22 protein-coding genes are annotated in these 17,560 nt (G+C 61.7%); all 22 read left to right on the plus strand.

Annotation, left to right across the window (positions count from 1 at the left end; all coding sequences use genetic code 11):
- Positions 1-204 precede the first annotated feature (204 nt).
- The 22 genes from ACZ52D_RS04230 (at position 205) to ACZ52D_RS04335 (ending at position 17,558) form a co-directional block, all read left to right on the plus strand.
- Positions 205-810, plus strand: coding sequence for a helix-turn-helix transcriptional regulator (locus ACZ52D_RS04230; RefSeq protein WP_464442646.1), 606 nt, complete (start codon positions 205-207; stop codon positions 808-810).
- 42 nt (positions 811-852) lie between these two features.
- On the plus strand, positions 853-1,473 hold the full coding sequence (locus ACZ52D_RS04235; protein WP_464442647.1) for an acyl-homoserine-lactone synthase: 621 nt from the start codon (positions 853-855) through the stop codon (positions 1,471-1,473).
- A gap of 240 nt (positions 1,474-1,713) precedes the next feature.
- The gene (locus ACZ52D_RS04240; RefSeq protein WP_464442648.1) at positions 1,714-2,031 is read left to right on the plus strand and encodes a hypothetical protein; all 318 of its coding nucleotides are present in this window, start codon (positions 1,714-1,716) and stop codon (positions 2,029-2,031) included.
- A complete protein-coding gene (locus ACZ52D_RS04245) occupies positions 2,024-2,290 on the plus strand; it encodes a hypothetical protein (protein ID WP_464442649.1) in 267 nt (88 codons plus the stop codon). Before ACZ52D_RS04240 ends, ACZ52D_RS04245 begins: the two co-directional genes overlap by 8 nt.
- Complete coding sequence (locus ACZ52D_RS04250; protein WP_464442650.1) at positions 2,290-3,639, plus strand: DNA methyltransferase; 1,350 nt, start codon at positions 2,290-2,292, stop codon at positions 3,637-3,639. The genes ACZ52D_RS04245 and ACZ52D_RS04250 overlap by 1 nt, the downstream gene beginning before the upstream one ends.
- Before the next feature lie 3 nt (positions 3,640-3,642).
- Entirely contained in the window at positions 3,643-4,512 is an 870-nt protein-coding gene (locus ACZ52D_RS04255) for a DUF6456 domain-containing protein (protein WP_464442651.1), read from the plus strand.
- Complete coding sequence (locus tag ACZ52D_RS04260) at positions 4,509-4,781, plus strand: hypothetical protein (protein ID WP_464442652.1); 273 nt, start codon at positions 4,509-4,511, stop codon at positions 4,779-4,781. The genes ACZ52D_RS04255 and ACZ52D_RS04260 overlap by 4 nt, the downstream gene beginning before the upstream one ends.
- A gap of 12 nt (positions 4,782-4,793) precedes the next feature.
- On the plus strand, positions 4,794-5,072 hold the full coding sequence (locus ACZ52D_RS04265) for a hypothetical protein (protein WP_464442653.1): 279 nt from the start codon (positions 4,794-4,796) through the stop codon (positions 5,070-5,072).
- On the plus strand, positions 5,069-5,677 hold the full coding sequence (locus ACZ52D_RS04270) for an HD domain-containing protein (protein WP_464442655.1): 609 nt from the start codon (positions 5,069-5,071) through the stop codon (positions 5,675-5,677). Before ACZ52D_RS04265 ends, ACZ52D_RS04270 begins: the two co-directional genes overlap by 4 nt.
- A gap of 4 nt (positions 5,678-5,681) precedes the next feature.
- Entirely contained in the window at positions 5,682-6,875 is a 1,194-nt protein-coding gene (locus ACZ52D_RS04275) for a CHC2 zinc finger domain-containing protein (RefSeq protein ID WP_464442656.1), read from the plus strand.
- The gene (locus tag ACZ52D_RS04280; RefSeq protein ID WP_464442657.1) at positions 6,868-7,575 is read left to right on the plus strand and encodes a DUF2793 domain-containing protein; all 708 of its coding nucleotides are present in this window, start codon (positions 6,868-6,870) and stop codon (positions 7,573-7,575) included. The genes ACZ52D_RS04275 and ACZ52D_RS04280 overlap by 8 nt, the downstream gene beginning before the upstream one ends.
- A 30-nt stretch (positions 7,576-7,605) precedes the next feature.
- Positions 7,606-7,926: a DUF2158 domain-containing protein gene (locus tag ACZ52D_RS04285; RefSeq protein WP_464442658.1), complete on the plus strand. Its 321-nt coding sequence runs from the start codon at positions 7,606-7,608 to the stop codon at positions 7,924-7,926.
- Positions 7,926-8,264 carry an HNH endonuclease signature motif containing protein gene (locus ACZ52D_RS04290; RefSeq protein WP_464442659.1) on the plus strand — a complete coding sequence of 113 codons (339 nt, stop codon included), beginning with the start codon at positions 7,926-7,928 and terminating at the stop codon, positions 8,262-8,264. Before ACZ52D_RS04285 ends, ACZ52D_RS04290 begins: the two co-directional genes overlap by 1 nt.
- The gene (locus ACZ52D_RS04295) at positions 8,261-8,542 is read left to right on the plus strand and encodes a hypothetical protein (protein WP_464442660.1); all 282 of its coding nucleotides are present in this window, start codon (positions 8,261-8,263) and stop codon (positions 8,540-8,542) included. The genes ACZ52D_RS04290 and ACZ52D_RS04295 overlap by 4 nt, the downstream gene beginning before the upstream one ends.
- Positions 8,436-10,277 carry a DNA primase family protein gene (locus ACZ52D_RS04300; protein WP_464442661.1) on the plus strand — a complete coding sequence of 614 codons (1,842 nt, stop codon included), beginning with the start codon at positions 8,436-8,438 and terminating at the stop codon, positions 10,275-10,277. The genes ACZ52D_RS04295 and ACZ52D_RS04300 overlap by 107 nt, the downstream gene beginning before the upstream one ends.
- Positions 10,278-10,622: 345 nt before the next feature.
- Positions 10,623-11,267, plus strand: coding sequence for a hypothetical protein (locus tag ACZ52D_RS04305; protein WP_464442662.1), 645 nt, complete (start codon positions 10,623-10,625; stop codon positions 11,265-11,267).
- 186 nt (positions 11,268-11,453) lie between these two features.
- On the plus strand, positions 11,454-12,050 hold the full coding sequence (locus ACZ52D_RS04310) for a hypothetical protein (RefSeq protein WP_464442663.1): 597 nt from the start codon (positions 11,454-11,456) through the stop codon (positions 12,048-12,050).
- A 149-nt stretch (positions 12,051-12,199) separates the two neighbouring features.
- On the plus strand, positions 12,200-12,853 hold the full coding sequence (locus ACZ52D_RS04315) for a hypothetical protein (RefSeq protein WP_464442665.1): 654 nt from the start codon (positions 12,200-12,202) through the stop codon (positions 12,851-12,853).
- A complete protein-coding gene (locus ACZ52D_RS04320; RefSeq protein WP_464442667.1) occupies positions 12,825-14,960 on the plus strand; it encodes a terminase gpA endonuclease subunit in 2,136 nt (711 codons plus the stop codon). Before ACZ52D_RS04315 ends, ACZ52D_RS04320 begins: the two co-directional genes overlap by 29 nt.
- Complete coding sequence (gene ssb / locus ACZ52D_RS04325) at positions 14,960-15,430, plus strand: single-stranded DNA-binding protein (RefSeq protein WP_464442668.1); 471 nt, start codon at positions 14,960-14,962, stop codon at positions 15,428-15,430. The genes ACZ52D_RS04320 and ssb overlap by 1 nt, the downstream gene beginning before the upstream one ends.
- Before the next feature lie 98 nt (positions 15,431-15,528).
- Positions 15,529-16,071: a hypothetical protein gene (locus ACZ52D_RS04330; RefSeq protein WP_464442669.1), complete on the plus strand. Its 543-nt coding sequence runs from the start codon at positions 15,529-15,531 to the stop codon at positions 16,069-16,071.
- Between the two features lie 71 nt (positions 16,072-16,142).
- Complete coding sequence (locus ACZ52D_RS04335; protein ID WP_464443116.1) at positions 16,143-17,558, plus strand: phage portal protein; 1,416 nt, start codon at positions 16,143-16,145, stop codon at positions 17,556-17,558.
- The last annotated feature ends 2 nt before the right edge of the window (positions 17,559-17,560 follow it).

Below are 17,560 nucleotides of genomic sequence, written 5' to 3' on the forward strand. Positions count from 1 at the left end.
CGCATCGTTAAGCTTTTCGAGTATAGTCAGGAGCTTGTCTCTATACACGTCGAACCTCGCGAAATAGCGCCTCCCGACACCCTGCCACACCTCTAAAGGTTGCATTCTACCATTATGCTGGTAAACTCCCCATTATTGGCGAGTTTCCCATTGCTGTGGGAGGACGTAATCGGTGATCATGGTGAGAGGTGCCAAATGCGAATTATGGACGAATACAGCACAAGCCCGCTGCTTGCCGTATCTGAAGAGCTTTGCACGGTTGGCTTCGGAAACTTCGCCAAGGGTGAAGTTGGGTATTACTCCAACTACCCCGCCGAGTTTCAGGAGATTTACCAGAAAAAAGGCTGGCTGAAACTTGATCCGGTGGTGCGGGCCTGCGCGCCCCGTGCCATTGTGTTTGACTGGGCCGAATACAGCGGTACAGCAAACCCGGTCATGTCCACCGCCCGCGAATTTGGTATGCACCACGGGGTTTCCATGTCCAGCCAGATTGCTGGCAGCGGAATGATTGTCAGCTATGCAGGCACGAAACAGCTTTCCGAGGCCGCACGGGCGGAAGCTGCCCGAATACTGCACAAATCCCACCTTGAGCGGCTGGCCTGCAACGCCTTGATGCTCAACAATGAACAGCGTGAATTGGTGGCGCTCTTTGCCCACGGGATGCGCGCCAGCCAAGTGGCCCACTACTTTGAGAAAAGCGAGGACACCATAAAGCTGCGCAAGCGCCGTATTGAGGCAACACTTGGCGTGAGTAACTTTCTCGCTGTTGTCCATATCTGTGCTGTTGCGGGCGTCACGACGGATTTGTAATTTTTTGCCCTTTCGCCCCCAAGTTGTGTTGCGCAACACGATTTGGAGAACCAAATGCAAACAATCATTTGCGACTGGAGCAGCATTCACCTGCACGGCCCGCTCTGGTTTGAACACCTCAAGGTGCGCAAACGGGCCTTTGTCGATGTAGAGGGATGGGATGTGCCCCATACCGAGCAGGTTGAGTGGGATCAATATGATACCCCGCTCACCAAATACATCATCACCCATGACAAGGGCCGGGTTCTGACCGCATCGCGCGTGCTGCCCTGCGATTATTCCGGTCCAACCTTTAGCCACATGATACGGGATGCCACGCTGGGCCGCCTGCCAAACATCCCGCCGGGCATTATCCCCGCCGCCAGCACGGAACGCACATCCTTTGAAGCCACTCGCTTCACCGCCGACCCCGGGCTGCCACGCCGCACCCGGATTGACGCCCTCAGAAAAAACGCCGTTGACCTGATCAAGCATTGCGAGCGCGCAGGCGCCGAGCGCGTGTTTGCCCTCATGCCGCCGGGCTTTGTAGCGTGGCTGCGCCGCGCCGATCTGAACGCCCACGCTGCCGGGCCTGTCACCGAGAACCAAAGGGGCGAGGTGTTCCAAGTCATCGAATGCCGCCGTCCGTTCTTCCGGGTCAAAGAACTGGCAAAGAGCGCCTGACCAACCTGCAACCATGATCGCCAGAAAAGGGCCGGATAACCCATCCGGCCCTTTTTTTCGTGCCTACCCAATGTTGAGAATATTTCCCAATTCTGAGCATGATCTTCAGCTTTGGCAACTTCCCCGCCAGTCTGGTAAGGCACTGCAAAATATGAGAGTTTTTCAACTCTTTTGACCGTCACGCTCCCGGGAAGAGCGGTGGCACAACGGTTGGCATCACCGACACACGGGAGCCAACCAATGAGCGCAGACACTCAGACGATTTGCCCGCAAACAGAAACGGCACCGTTCCGGCTGGTGCTGATCGGCGGCCTCACCATGCACGGCGAAATGACCGCCGAGGCAGCAGCCGGGTACGCCGAACTTATGGCGATTGAGCCGGAAAAAGCTGCCTGCGAAATCCTCGCCCTGATTGGCGAGGGCCTGCTTGGCGTTCACCGCGACGAACAGGGCGGCAAGCTGATCGCCACGCCGTCCATGGCGCAGTTGTGCCGGACCATCCGCGTTCTGGGCGTCACCACCTATCTGGCGCAGGTCAAGGCGGTGAGCCATGCGTAACCCTCCGCTGCTCCGCTTTCTGGCCGCTGTGCAAGAGCACACGGAAACCGGCTCCACCCTTATGGCCGCCGCAGGTTATGACCCGATTGAACTGCAACTCGCGGTCACAACCGCCCGGGAACATGGGTTCATTGAAGCCACCGGACAGATTCAGCCCTCGCTCCGCATCACCAATGCTGGCCGCGCGTGGGCCGCCGCAGAGCTTGCACCCTTCGCGGGCCTAATGGCCCGCACCGGCATGGAAGGGAGGGCCGCGTGATGGGTTCCCTGACACTGCATGAGGGTGACTGCCTTGAGGTTCTGGCAAGTCTACCCGAGGCGCATTTTGACGCCATCGTGACCGACCCGCTTTATCACCTCACATCCATTGTGAAGCGCTTTGGCGGCGACGGCGCCGCGCAAGCCAAGCACGGCACTGACGGGCTGTTTCAGCGTTCATCCAAGGGCTTCATGGGCAAAACGTGGGACGGCGGCGATATCGCCTTTCGCCCGGAAACATGGGCCGCTGCGCTGCGGGTGCTGAAACCCGGCGGGCACGTGGTCGCTTTCAACCATTCCCGCACTTATCATCACATGGCCGTGGCTATTGAACAGGCCGGTTTTGAGCTTCGGGACTGCATTCAGAACCTTTACGGCGCATCACCTGCATGGACGCTGTTTCTCGACAGTCTGGAACCCGAGCAAATCGGAGCGCTGGCCCGCGCGTTTGCCGCCGCTGACGCGCCGCTGCTGGCGTGGCTCTATGGCTCGGGTTTTCCCAAGAGCCACGATGTAGCCAAGAACATTGACAAACTTTTGGGCGCTGAGCGCGCGGCAGGCGAGAAAAAAGGCCGATCCAAGCAAGGCGGCGGTGCGATTTTCACCGATGGCATGACCGGTGGCGATTACTTCCACAGCAGCGCTGCCACCCCTGAGGCTGCCCAGTGGGAAGGCTTTGGCACCGCCCTAAAGCCGGGATTTGAGCCAATCGTTTTGGCGCGCAAGCCGCTGTCCGCAGGATCGGTTGCCCGGCAATATCTGGCCACCGGCACCGGCGGTTTGAATATCGACGCGGCGCGCATTCCTGCAACCGACGCCCAGTTGGCGCAAAAATATGCCTCAGTCCAAGGGACTGGCGCGCGCAGCAATAGCGTTTACGGGCCGGACAACAGGCCCCGGGATGGCGCCGAACCCCATGCGGAAGGCCGTTGGCCTGCCAACATCTGCCATGACGGCAGCGCCGAGGTTATTGCCAATTTCCCGCAAGAGCCGGTGCCCGGCCACAAGACCGCCACCCAAAGCATGGCCCGTTTCTTCTATTCGGGCAAAGCCACTAAAGCCGAGCGTTGCGGATCAACACACCCGACTGTCAAGCCGCAGGAACTTATGCGGTGGCTGGTTCGGCTGACCACCGCGCGCGGCGGGCGGGTGCTGGATATGTTCGCCGGGTCCGGCTCCACCGGCTGGGCTGCCGCGATGGAAGGGCGTGAGTGCCACCTGATTGAGCGCGACCCCGGATATGCCGAGCACATCCGTTCCCGGCTGCCCGATTTCGACCCCGAAAAGCTGACCGGTGCCCCCGCTGGCACCGGTGACGACACCCCCCAACCTGATCTCTTTGGAGGCTGAGCCATGACCGGTCTAGCCATCGCCCCCAAGGCCCTTTCCTCTTATCTGCAAAACGTCGTTGACGGGCGGTCCATGCGTGAAATCGCGGCGCCTGAGGGCTGCGAGCCGTCAACGGTCCTGCGGCGCATCCGAAAGGTTGAGGAACTGCGCGACCACCCCGAATGGGAAAAGCTGCTGGCCGCGCTTGAGGAAAGCCGGACCAACGCCAGCGCCCCCGCTGAACCTGCCGTGTCGCGCGCAACAATTCTGGCTGCCCTTGGCCTCACCGCCGAACAAACCGCCTCGGAATTTGCTGCCACCCTGCATGTTCTGAGCCGCTCTGACGGCCTGCTGTTGGCAGGCGATATGCCCGCCGCCGCTGTCACGGCTGCCGGTGAAACCAAAACCTCACTGCGCCGTGATGTGGTGCTTGCCGCCCTCGCATTCGGCTGGCTCACTCCAATTGGCCCGACCGGGGGCAAGGTGCGTCAATTCAAATCCACCGACACGGCGATTGAATGCGTGCGGGCCGAAATCGCCGCGCATCCCGCGCCCAGCCCCGAGCGCCGCGCATTTCTGCCCGCCCCGGTGCAGCGTTCCACCCCGATTGAGGCGCTGTTGCGCCAGAAACAAGACCTGATCACGCTGGACCATCTGCGCACGGCCCGTGATTTTCAGATGATCTATTTGGCCCGCGAAGCTGCCACGGCAGATGCCTATGCGGCAATCATGCAAAGCCTGCCGCCACGCCTGCTGACCGCGCTTGAGGAAGTCTGCGGCAAGGGCACCGGCTTTGAAGCCCTCGAGCGGAAAATGAAGCTGCCCGCCCGCTCCGGCAAGGCGGTTGTCGCCGTGGCGCTGGAAGTGCTGGCCCATGCGGAGCGCGCCGCATGACACGCCGGATGACCGCCAAGTGTGAGGTTTGCGGGCTGGTACCGCCCCGGCAAGGGGTCGGCTTCCCGGTTCTGCCGGGCGCCATTCCCGGCCTGCCCGAATACCTGCGCGGTGCCATCCTGTGGATTTGCCATGCCCCTGCCTGCGATCTGGCGGCACAGAAGCGCGCCGCCACTGCCGCCGCCCGGGAAGGCATCACGCTCACCGAATTTTCGCGCGTTCACGTCTTTGACCGCGCCCCCGTCCCCACCCCCGAAAGCGAAACCTGATTGGAGAACACCATGACCCGCCGGGTAGAGATCAACATAGACAAACTTGACGGCACCGAAACCATCACCGCCCACATCCGTGCCGCCAAAAACGGGTTTGCCGCCTGTTTTGGCCCGGTGAACCGGCGCCTCTACGGCCATTCGGTTTCCGGCAGCGTGGAGCTTGTCGCCACCAGCGCCGCCGCCATCAAGCGCGCCATGATGGTGGAATTTGAGGAGCGCCTTGATGCGCAACTCAAGCAACTGAAATCCGACAAAGCGGACGCTCGCCCCGATGGTGGAAGCAAATGAGCGCTTTCAAAACCACCCCCACCACCGTGGCAGACGCCTCAATCTGGACCGGCACTTGCTATATGGATTTGGTCGACCCGAACCCGGCGGAAATCCATTTTTCGGACATTGCCCGCGCCCTGTCCCGCATCGCACGGTTCAACGGGTTTGGCAGTATGTTCTATTCCGTGGCCGAGCATTCGGTTCTGTGTGTGCATCTGTTCGAGATCCACGCAGCAGGCGATATCTACAGCGACCCGCACCTGCGCGATATCGCGCGCGATATCCTGATGCACGACGCCGCCGAGGCGTATCTTGGCGATGTGACAAGCCCGCTCAAGGCGCATCTGCCGGATTACCAGCGCCTCGAGGCGCGCATGGCAGCAGCAATTGCCGCGCGGTTCAACCTGACGCAAACCGCGCCTGAATGGGTCAAGCGTTGCGACCTTGAAATGCTGGCCATTGAAAAGGAAGCGCTATTGCCCGGCGCTGGACACTGGCCGGTCATTGATGACGTTCCGCGCCCGGCAACCCTCAATCTGTCCGGCCTTCACCCTGTTACTGCCGAGGGGTTGTTTTTCCAGATGGCGGAGAAGCTCGGCCTGACCGGCGCTGACGGAGCCTGACCCGATGGCCCTGTCAGATGAGGTAAAAGCCCGGGTTTCCCTGCGCGCGATTGTTGAGCAAACCGTGACTTGGGACACGCGCAAAACCAATCTCAAGCGCGGCGACTATTGGGCGCCTTGCCCGTTTCACGGTGAGAAAACGCCCTCATTCCATGTGACCGAACCGAAAGGGCACGGGGGGCAATTCTTCTGCTTTGGCTGCAACGCCAAAGGCTCGGTGATTGATTACCTCATGGCGCGAGACGGCATCACCTTCACCGCCGCCGTGCGGGCGCTAGCAGATCACGGCGGCATTGACCGCACTGCAGACCCGGCCCGCATTGCCCGGTTCAAGGCGGAATCTGAGGCCCGCCAGCGGCAGGCCGAAAATGAAGCCCAAGAACTGGCGGAACGGGGCATCTCCAAGGCGTTCCGCATCTGGAAAGCAGCTTACGAAAACCACCCCGGGCTGATCGCCTATCTTGAACAAGGCCGGGGCATCAACGTGGCCGCCATCGGGGGCTTGCCCCCAACGCTGCGCTATCACCCTGATTTGCCTTGTTATGAGGGTGACGATAACGGGAACCCCCGGGTTGTGCATCGCGGTCCGGCCATGGTCGGCTTTATCGGGCGCAAGCGTCTGGTGGGGGTACATCTGACTTGGATTGACCCTTTTGACCCGGCCCGTGGCCGCGCCCGGTTTGCCGATGGCACCAAAGTACCCAAGAAATTCAAGGGCCGCACCGGTGAAATCTGGGGGCAGCCCGTGGTTCTGTCCAAGCCCTATTGCCCCCTTGTGGTGGCTGGCGAGGGCATTGAAACCACCTTGGCCGTGTTCTCAGCCACCCGCCTGAAAAACCCCGATTTCAAGGCGCGCATTGAGGCGGCGCTTTCGCTGAACGCCCTGTGCGGGCCTGAGGCGAAAACCGGCGCTGCCCGTGGCAGAAGCGCCCGCACAGGCAAACCGCTGCCCTCGCCGGTGCCCGATCTGGACTCCCCGCGCCCCGGCTGGCTGCCCCCCGAGGGCGTCACCCGGGCAACCATCCTTGCCGACCCGAGCACAAAATGCCCCGAAACCGCGCGGCTGAACGCCGAACGCGCCGAGGCCAAGGCGGCCCATCACTGCGCCAACGGCGCCCGCCTCGCCATCCCCCGGGGCGAGTGGGACCACGACGATGATTTTGCAGACCTAGCTAAGAAAGGTGAACTTAATGGCTGATACCTCAACCCGACTGGGAATCCCTTTCCTTCAGGCCGCACAGTCGCAAAAGCATGTCACCGTGAATGAGGCGCTGACCACGCTGGACGCGTTGACCAATCTGGTGCTGCAATCCGCAACGACCACCGCGCCGCCGTCATCCCCGCAGGAAAGCGACTGCTATTTCCTGCCCGCCTCGACAACCGGCGATTGGTCCGGTGAGGATGGCAAAATCGCCCATTGGTTTAATGGCGGCTGGCGGTTCGTGACGCCGCTGCCCGGGTTCCGCGCATGGATTGCCGATCAAGCCAAGCCGGTTGTGTGGAACGGCACCGAATGGCAGCCCATCATTGTGGCCGCTGCCGCAAACGGCGCCACCACCGCGCAGGACGTGCTTTCGGTCAGCCATACGGTCACCGCAGGCAGCAGCAACACCACCAGTTTGGACATTCCCGAGCGGTCCATTCTGCTGGCTGTTTCGGGCACGGTCACCACCGCGCTTTCAGGCACGCTATCCACCTTTGCCGTTGGGCTGAGCGGGCAGGAAACCCGGTTTTCTAACGGGCTGTGGACCGGCCAAGGCTCCACCTTTGTTGGCCCCAGCACGCCCGAGGTCTTTTGGTCTGACACCCCCATCAAATTGACCGCTGAGGGCGGCGATTTTGCGGGCGGCCAGATTGAGCTTGCCGCCCATGTCATGCGCTTCACCGCGCCGGTCTAACCCCTAATCCCATCAGGAAAGGAAAACCCAATGTCCGTAAAAACCATTGCCATCAAGATCATGGGCGCCGCCAAGCAGTTTGTCACCACCGAACCCGGCGGCGATACAACGCTGCATGTCTATCCCGAACGCGCGCAGGCTGCTGAGGAACCCATGACCTGCGCCGAGGCTGCCCGGCAGTGTGCCCGCGTGCCGGGTGATACGGTGCGTCTGAGATCCTGCGAAGTATGGATGACGGTTCTTTACAGCAGTTGCCATGAGGTAGATTGCGCGTGGTTCTGCGGCAGGGAACTGCATCAAGAGACCTTCCCGCTTGAATGCGTGACCTCTGAACCCGAAATGCCGTTCTGATGCCCCGTCGCCGCGATCAAATCCGGGGCAAAATCGCCGCGCGCGTAAGCCATGAGGCTTGCGCCACGCCCGGCCTCGCCGGTCCCTGCCACGTTTGGCAAGGCCCGACCTCGGGCCACGGTCGCGGCGGCGGTTATCCCCGCATGTCTTTGGATGGGGCCACCGTGGCCGTGCATATCGCTGCATGGGTCAACGAAAACGGCCTCATCCCGCCCCGCAAACAGCTTGACCACAAATGCCGCCGCCGCGCCTGCGTCAACCCGGATCACCTTGCACTTGTGACGCCCCGGGAAAACGCCAAGCGCCGCGATGCCGCCAAGAAGGCGAACCGCAAATGACACCAGAAGCTTATCACCAAGGCGGGCAATTGCTGCGCCAGATCGAAACCGCCAAGCAGGCCGTTAGGTTCTGGAAAGAGCGACTGAAAACACCCCGGGATTTTGTGACCAAATATCAGGCAGCCATTCCCACGGACGAACCCGACGATTTACCCCGGTATTACATCCCCGATGCCGCCATGCCGACCGATGACGAATTTGAGGAGTTCAAAGGCGTCATCCTTGAGCGGCTGGAGGCTCGCCTTACGCGCCTTGAGGCCGATTTCGCCAAGCTTTGACCCCAGACACGGCGAATTTTTACCCGCCACGTCTCTCACCGCCGCACACCATGACGAACCGGAGGCACCACCTATGGGCAAACCGAACGCCATTGTTCCGCATCAGCGCGCCACGGCCTTGACGCTCGCCGAACGGCTGAAGCTTGAGATGAATGATGAGGACAACGCCGCCCGCATTCTCTCGGTCTATGGCGAGGACTTGGTTTTTGTCTCGGGCAAAGGCTGGGCCGTATGGGATGGCACCCGCTATTCCTTCCGCTCGGGCCATCTTGCCGCGCGTGAGATCGCCCACAAGCTGCGCCAGCTTGTGCTTGAGGAAGCTGAATACCTGCAACGGAACTATGATCCGGCAGAGGAAGAAATCGAGGATTTCATTGAAGCGTGCTCGCGCAAACGCCCGCCGATTTTTGTGCGCTCAATTGATGACGCCCGCCAGATGATGGGCTTTGCGGCGGCGGCCAAGCTGCGCCAGCACGCCACGAAATGCGGTAATCAGGCCAAGGTCAAAAGCGCGCTTGAAACCTGCGAATATCAGCGCCGCGCCGAAGTCGAGGATATGGACTCGGACCCTTGGACGCTGGTTTTGCCGAATGGCGATTTGAACCTGCGCGCTGTGCGTGACTGGAAAAAACCCTATGGGGCCACTGAAGCTGAGGTGGTCGCCAGCAAAATGGAATGGCTGCAAGAGACCGATCGTTCCAAGCTGCCTACCAAGTGCGGCGGCGTGCGCTTTGATCCCGCCGCGCGCTGCCCGGGCTGGGAAGAATTCATGGAACTCATCATACCGGACCCGGCCATTCGTGAATGCACACAGCGCATTTTTGGTGCCTGCCTGTTTGGCGAAAACCGCGCCCAAATTTGCGTTTTCCTGCGCGGCCCCGGCGGCAATGGCAAGTCCACCCTGCTCAATACCTTGGCGCATGTCTTTGGGCGGCGTGATGGCTATGCCGCGACCTGCAAGGTTGAAATGTTCCTTGATACCGGCAACCAAAGCCCTTCGGGTGCCAACCCTGAGGAAGTCGATTTGCCCGGTGCCCGGGTCTACATCGCCACCGAACCGGGTGCGCGCGACGTGCTGAGCGCCAAGAAAGTGAAGGGCCTGACGGGGGGGGACCGGCGCATGAGCCGGGGCAACTATCAAGACCCATTCTTTTGGACCCCCACCGGCATTCCCATCATCTCAATCAACCGGACGCCCAAAATCAAGGATGAGGATGAAGGCACCCGCCGCCGCTTGGTCTTTGTGCCCTTTGATGTGAACCTGCGCGCCCTGCCGCCTGAAAAGCAGCGCTCGCAGGGTGAGGTTGAGGCGGAACTACGCGAAGAAGGAAGCGGTATTCTGAATTGGCTGATCGCGGGCTTTCAGGAATTCATGCACTTGGGAGTCCATCTGCCCGAACCGATGACCCGCCTTAAGGCGCAATTGCTTGAGGCCGCCGACCCTGTGGGCGTGTTCCTTGAGGAAATGACCACGAAAGAGACCAAGGGCCGCCTGTCTGTCAGCGACTTTTACAAGGTGCATGAGGCGTGGTGTGAGCAGGAAGGCCGCCAGCTTTATCAGATGAAAACCGTGGGCGATATCATGGTTGAAAAGGGCTTTGAACGCGGCCCGGTGCGGGGGCGCTCGCACTGGAAGGGCCTGAAATGGGCGCCTGAGGCCGCCGAACTGGTTGAGCGCGTCACCGGTGAGCGTATTGATGCGGCCCGGCCCGCCGATGATGAGCCGCCGTTCTGATGCGCCCCGCACCCCCTGCAGCGCAACCCTTCCGCCGCCCCGCGCCCCGGGTGAAGCGGGTGCAAAAGGGTCACCCCGGAAGGGAAACAGGGCGAGGGAAAAGCGGCCCCCGCCGTAGTCCGGCGGGGAAGGGATACGGGGAAAGCGTCATTTCGGCAAATTACCTCACCCCCTTCACCACAACCTCACCCCTAACAATACCCCTAACTTATTGAAAAGATTGAATGTGATGAAGGGGGTGATTGGGGTGAAGGTCGCGCTATACGGGCGAAAAGAACTTGAACAACTGAAAAGAGAAATCATTGCGGGGCAGATCACCCGTCTCACCAAGAAAGGGGGCCGATGATGGCTAAGAAGCGCAAGAACAGGGTGGCACCCAAGGTCAACCTGCCGCCTTTCCCTTGGGAAACCGAGGCGACCTTGCCCGATGGCACCACGGCGCGGCTTGCCCGTGGCCGGGTTGAGCAGGCGTCAATTGATCTGGGCTATGAGATCGACGGTGAACGGATCATCGGCCACCGTGCCCGGGTCTGGCGCACCAAACAGCCGCCGATGCTGCGCGTTCTCAACGCCTGCGCGCGTGCCGCCATGCTGGATTACACCGAGGCATTTGAGGCCGTGCATTCATCGGGCGGCACCAGCGACCCGACCGGCGGCGGTGGTGGCGGCGGCGGGGCGCGCAGCCCCAGCCTCCGTGCTCTCACCGCCGCTGAACGGCTGCGGCACATGCACGCCGCGCTTGAGGGCGGCGAGATGGCCGTGCCGCTCAAAGAGGCCCGCCGCCAGCGCCGTGGCGATGGCATGGCCCATGTCAGCCTGCGCCAGCTTGCCCAATGGGTCGCCATTGACGGTATGAGCCGCGCCGACATTCTGCGCCAAGCCGGTGCGGCCACATCCAATGTGGCGGCGCAGGATGCGGCCACCATCGCCATTGCCGAGATGGGCCAGCGGCTGGCCATCTGTTGCGGATACGCGCAGACGCCGAACTGATCAGCTAATTTACGCAACACGCCGGAGACTTGTTGTATAACCTTCGGCATCGTCAGAGAGGTGCGAAAGATGCCAAGCAACAGGCACCCTCCCCCTCGGTGAAGTCCAAGCCCCTGGCATTCTTTCCGTACGCTGCTCCCCCTCCGTCGCCGGGGGCTTGGACCTGAGATTTGAAAGGCACCTGCCTTGGACCTGAAAATCAAAAACAACATCAGAGAGTTTCAGCGCGGCCTCAATGACGTGTCCCGGCGGCAAATCCCGTTTGCCCTCAGCCTCGCAATCAATGAGGTGCTGAACGACATTCGCAAAAACTGGGAAAAGCGGCTGCGCCGCATCCTTGACCGCCCCACCCCTTTCACAATGAAAGCCTTTGCCGTGCGCCGCGCAACCAAGCGGTCGCTCACCGGCATGGTGTTTGCCAAGCCCATTCAGGCTGAATACCTGACCCGGCTTGAGGACGGCGGCAACCGGGCGCCAAAGCGCCGGGCCATTCTGGTGCCCGTGGGCCAGCGGCTCAACAAATACGGGAACATGCCGAGGGGTGCGGTTGGCCGCACGTTGAACAAACCCGCAGTCTTTAGCGGCAAGCCCAAGGGCGGGCGCCGCGCTGGCATCTGGCAGCGTGACAGGAAAGGCGCCTCGCTGAAACTGCTGGTGCATTACGCAGACCGCGCCAGCTATTCGCCACGGCTTAAGCTGGTGGTGAGCGCGGCCAAGACCGCAACCGCCCGTCTACCCGGGGCAATGCTGCGGGCGATGCGCAGGGCGGTTGGCTCGGCCTGATAGGTTCTTTCCGGGGCCACGCCACATGGGTAATTCGCGCGCATGTGTGATTTGTGACTTTTCGTTTTTCCGCAGCTTGCGCTTTGGGTTGTGGTTGTTGTTCCCGCCGGGCTGAAAAGGGGTTGGCAAGGGTGAATGGAGGGCTGGCGATGACAGATCAGATGCCCGACTTGCGAGAACTCACCGAGGATGAGGCCGAACTTGTAGCGGCGCATCCGCTTCCCAAGGGTGTACCCGACGCGCTGGTGAACAAATCTCAGCTTGAGGTCGGGCTTGGTGTTTCCGGCACCACAATCTCTAACTGGCTGCGCCGCGCCGACAATCCGCTGCCGTTTGAAGATGCTGGCACCAACGGGCGCTCCTATCAGTTTCGGCTCTCAGTGGCCTATGCATGGATGAAAGCCATGCGGGCCGAGGAAGAAAGCGCCAAGGCCGCAGGCGATGCCGCTACCGCGCAGCTATCCATGGCGCTCTTGGGCGGCGAGTCCGCCGCCGGTGCGCCCGGCAAGATGAGCCTCGCCGATCAGCGCAAGCTTTTGGAGCTTGAGGCGTTGCGGCGGGTGGAAGCGACCAACCGCCGCGCACTTGTCTGGCATGACGATGTTGCGGAAGCCTTTGAGGCTTACAACAGCACAATTCGTGATGCACTTGACGCGCTGCCCGACAAGCTGGCTCGCGTGCTCGGCCTTGAAGGCCGTGACCTAGAGAAAATTGAACAGGTTTGCGACGACGTGCTTGAGGGCGCGGATCGCGCAATCCGGGAGTTGATCGGCGATGGCGAAAGCGACGGAGACGCTGTTTGACGTTGAGCCGCTGCCGCCGTTCTCTCGTGTTGAGAGAGCCATCTTTGAGGCGCTGCCGACCTTGAAGCCGAGGGCGCGGGTTTCGGTTCTGGACACCGCCCCGCGCCGCATGATCAAGAGCGGCGGCCAGTGGGTGAAGTGGCGGGCGGATGTGGCCCCGTACATGAATGAGCCGATGGAGGTTGTGACTTCCCGGCGTTTCGATTCCATCGCCTTTGTTGGCCCGGCGCGTTCTTCCAAGTCTGAGGGGCTTGTGATGAACCCACTGGCCCATGCCATTCTTGCGCAGCCGCGCGTGGTCGCGGTGTTCAGCCCGACCAAAGGCGCCGCGCAGGAATGGTCTGAGGGGGCGCTTGATGAATTGATCCGAAACAGCCCCTATCTGCGCGAACAACGCAGCAAGGGGAAGGGCGCCGACAACACGTTCACCAAGAAATTCAAGGGCGGGATGCGCCTAACAATCGACTGGCCTGTAAAAGACAAGCTGGCGCAGCGCTCTATCGCTATGGTCATCGGCACTGACTATGACGCTTTCCCGGCAGACGTTGGCCGGAACGCTGACGGCATGGGGGAAGGCAGCGCCTTTGGCCTGATGCGCAAGCGCACCGAGGATGCCGGTTCCCGGGCAATGACCATTGTTGAGTCCTCGCCGCGCTATCCGGTGATTGATGAAACATGGACGCCCGCCAGCCCGCATGAGGCGCCGCCGGTCAGCGGCGGCATCGTCCCGGTCTACAATAGCGGATCGCGCGGCAGGCTCTATTGGCGCTGCTTTGATTGCGCCGACATTTTTGAGCCTCGCTTTGAGCGGCTGCAATACCCTGACGACGGGTCGCCGCTGGAACGGGGCGCCGCCGCCTTCATGGTCTGCCCGCACTGCGGCAGTATCATGGAAGCGCGCCACAAGGCAGAACTCAACCTTGGCGCCCATTGGCTGCATGAGGATACGAGCGGTGAACTTGTCCCGCTTTTCGATCTGCAGCGCGAAGTTGCAACGGCGTCTTACTGGCTGCCCGGTCCTGCTGCCGCGCTTGCGCCATGGTCGCGCATCGTCAGCCGCTACATTGAGGCTGAGGATGAGCACAGCAAAACCGGCGGTGAGGGCAGCCTGAAATCGGTGACAAACACCGAGCTTGGGTTGCCGTATCTGCCGCGCGCGCGGTCTGTTTCTGCCGGTCTTACGGTGGAAGTGCTGAAAGATGCCGCAACCGATCATGCTTGGCAGACGGTCCCGGAAGGCACTGCCTTTCTCACCGCCGCCATTGACGTCCAGAAAGGGAAATTCGTCTGCCAAGTTGAGGCTTGGACCCTTGACCTTGAGCGCGTGGTTATCGACCGGTTTGATATCGTCAACCCGCCAGAGACCGCGCCTCACCATGAGGGGCGCGGCATCAGGCCCGACCGTTACGGTGAGGACTGGGATGCCATTCTGCCGCTGATGGAAAAGACCTATCCAGCGGCGAACGGCGGTTTCGCGCTGAAAATCTTGGCGATTGTCTGCGACTTGCGCGGCGAACCGGGGGTGACCCCGCGCGCCCGGGACTTTTACCGCAAGTGCCGCCTACTGCACCGGAACCGGTTTTATCTGGTCATGGGTAAGGGTGGTGATCTGCCGCCCCGGGCCGCGCTGAGGCACCCTGACACGGCACACCGTGGCAAGGACCATGTGGCGCGTGACGTGCCCGCCATCGTCGCAGGCACCGACAAGCTGAAAGATGAGGTTGCAGCCTCGCTTTGCCAAGAATTCGGCGGTTCCCGAAAGCTGAATATCCCGAAATACGCGCCGCATGAGGTGTTTGAGGAATACTGCGCCGAGCGCCGGTATGAAAAAGGGTGGGACAAGCGCCCCGGGGTGCAGCGCAATGAGGCGCTGGACCTCAGCGTCTACAGCCTTGCCCTTGTCATTGTGCTGGAGGCCGAGGCGATCAACCGGGAAAACCCGCCCGCTTGGGCGCAGCCCGGCCCGGGCAACCTGATGGCGGTGACATACACCACCGAGGATGGGGATGCCAAATCCGGCACCCTCGCCGAACCGAAATCCCCCCCCGCTGAGCAGCCCGCAAAGGCGTCTCAATGGAAGGTGAAGCGAGCAAGGAGAAAGTGGTAATGGCTCTGAATCGTGCTGAAATCATCGGCAATCTCGGGACAGACCCCGATATCCGCACTTTCGCCAACGGCGGCAAGGTGGCCAACCTCTCAATCGCCACAACCCGAAAATGGCGCGACCGGCAATCCGGCGATGAGCGGGAAGAAACCGAATGGCACCGGGTCGCAATCACCGCTGACGGCCTTGCCGGGGTGGCAGAGCGCTACCTGAAAAAAGGGTCTAAGGTCTATATCGCCGGGCGCTTGCGCACCCGCAAGTGGCAGGATCAGAGCGGGCAGGACCGGTACGCCACAGAGATCGTGGTTGCGGGCTTTGAGGGCACGCTTGAAATGCTGGGCGATCCGCGCGGCAGCGAGGGCGGCCAGTCCGGCGGCGGCGGGTACGGTGGGGGCTACAGCAGCCACGGCACCAGCGGCGGCGGCTCGGGCGGCTCCAGCGGGCCTATTGATGACGATGAGATTCCGTTTTGACGGGCGGCGGTGACCTGCCGCCCGAACTGCTTGCCGCGTTCCTAGCTGCAAGCTTCTTTCTTCTTTTACCCAAGCCGCCTTGGCGGAGGTGATCAATGGTGACTGAAACACAAATCCCGGCACAGCTTGTGGCCGGGGATGGCTGGGCTTGGTCTGATGCAACCGCATTTGCCTCGCACCCGCCCACCGACTGGTCGCTGCGCTATGTGCTGCGCCCCATCGCAGGGGGCACGCCTGTCACCATTTTGGCAACGGCGGGCAGCGGTGCCTTTCTGCTGGCGCATTCCGCCACAGATTCGGCCAGCGTGCCCCCCGGTGAATACGAATGGACCTCGCTTGCCTTTGACGATGCCAACAGCGACCGGGTGCGGCTGGCTGTTGGCCGGGTCTGCATTCTGCCGGACCCGATGCAGGCCGATAGCGATCTGCGCTCCCCAGCCGAGCGCATTCTTGCTGCAATTGACGCCACACTTGAGGGCCGCGTGAGCAAGGACGCCGAGAGTTACACGATTGAGGGCCGCAGCATTTCCCGCACGCCGATTGCCGATCTGATCCGGCTGCAGGGCATTTACCAGCAGCGGGTTGCGCAAGAGCGCAATCCCGGCGGTTGCCCAATCCAATACCGGAGGGTTGCGTTTTGAAGTTCTGGCCATTCAAGAGCCGGTCGGATGAACCGGCAGCCCCCTCCCCTCGCCGCCGCGACCCGGTGCTTGTGAAACGCTCATACCGGGCCGCCTATCCCGACCGGTTGGCGGCAGGGTTCAATTTCTTCCATTCCACAACCCGGGATGAAATGCGCCGCGAAATTCGCGGCCTTGTCGGGCATTCCCGCCATGCGGCTCAAAACTTCGACTTTCAGCGCGCATATGAAATGCTGTTCCGCCGCCATGTGATCGGCCCCAACGGCATCCGCCTTCAAATGGACGTGCGCGACCCTGACGGCAAGAAGGATACAAAGGCCAACGCGACGATTGAAGCCGGTTGGGCCAGATGGGGCAAAAAGGGCACGCCGACGATTTGCGGCAACCTTTCGTGGTGGGGTGTTGAATGCCAGATCGCCACCGGCGTGGCCCGTGAGGGCGGCGCCTTTTTGCGCTTCCATGAGGGCCGTGGCCGTGGGCCGTTCGGGTTTCAGGTGGAGCCGGTTCTGTTTGACAGGCTGGACCTTGATCTGACGCAAGCGCTGGCAGGCGGCAGCTACATAGAGGCGGGCATTGAGTTTAACCGGGATGGCCGCATTCTGGCCTATCATGTGTGGAGCAAGCCCCAAGCCGAGGCGCATCACGGCGCCACCCGCAAGCGTGAGCGCGTGCCCGCGTCCAAGATGGTCTATGTGCTTGTGCCCGAGGAAATCGGCCAAATTCTTGGTGTGCCCCGGTCAGCCACCGCCCTGCGCCTGATGAACATGAGCGAGAGCTTTCAAGAGTCGGCCATGGCAGCCGCGAACTACGGCGCTGCGCAAATGCTGTTCTTTGAACAGGAAAACGCAGGAGGCCAACTCAGCGCCTCGGTGCAGGATACGCCGATTGACGAAATTGAAGCGGGTACCATCGGAATGCTGCCGCCGGGCGTCAAGGCGAACTGGAGTCAAAGCAAGTACCCCGACCAAGCCGTTGAGCCGTTCATGCGCCACATGGGCACCAGTCAAGCCGCCGGGCTTGGTGTTGCCTATGAAACGCTGACCGCCGATCTGAGCCGGGCGAATTTTTCAAGCCTGCGCGCTGGTAAGGGCGAGGAACGCGATGAATGGCGCATGTTGCAGCGGGCGATTTTTGAGAGCCTGCATGACCAAGTGTTTGCCCGGTGGCTGCCCTTGGCAATGTTGTCCGGCCTGATCCGCCTGCCGCTGTCCAAGATCCACAAATTTGACGCGGCCACATGGCGACCGCGCGGCTGGGCAAGCGTGAACCCGAAAGACGATGCGGGGGCCAACGCCAACGACTTGGCCAGCGGCACCCGCTCACTCACCGAAATCGTCGCCGAGCGGGGCCGCTCGCTTGAGGACGTGCTTGATGAGCGCGCTGCCGAGGTGGCCGCCTTCAAGGAACGTGGTTTGCCCGTGCCCGAATGGTCCGGCGTGCAGGATGACGGCCTGCCGGGCGATCACGACCCGCCGCAAAAGGAGTAACA

It is taken from the genome of Leisingera sp. S2M4, from assembly GCF_055398055.1.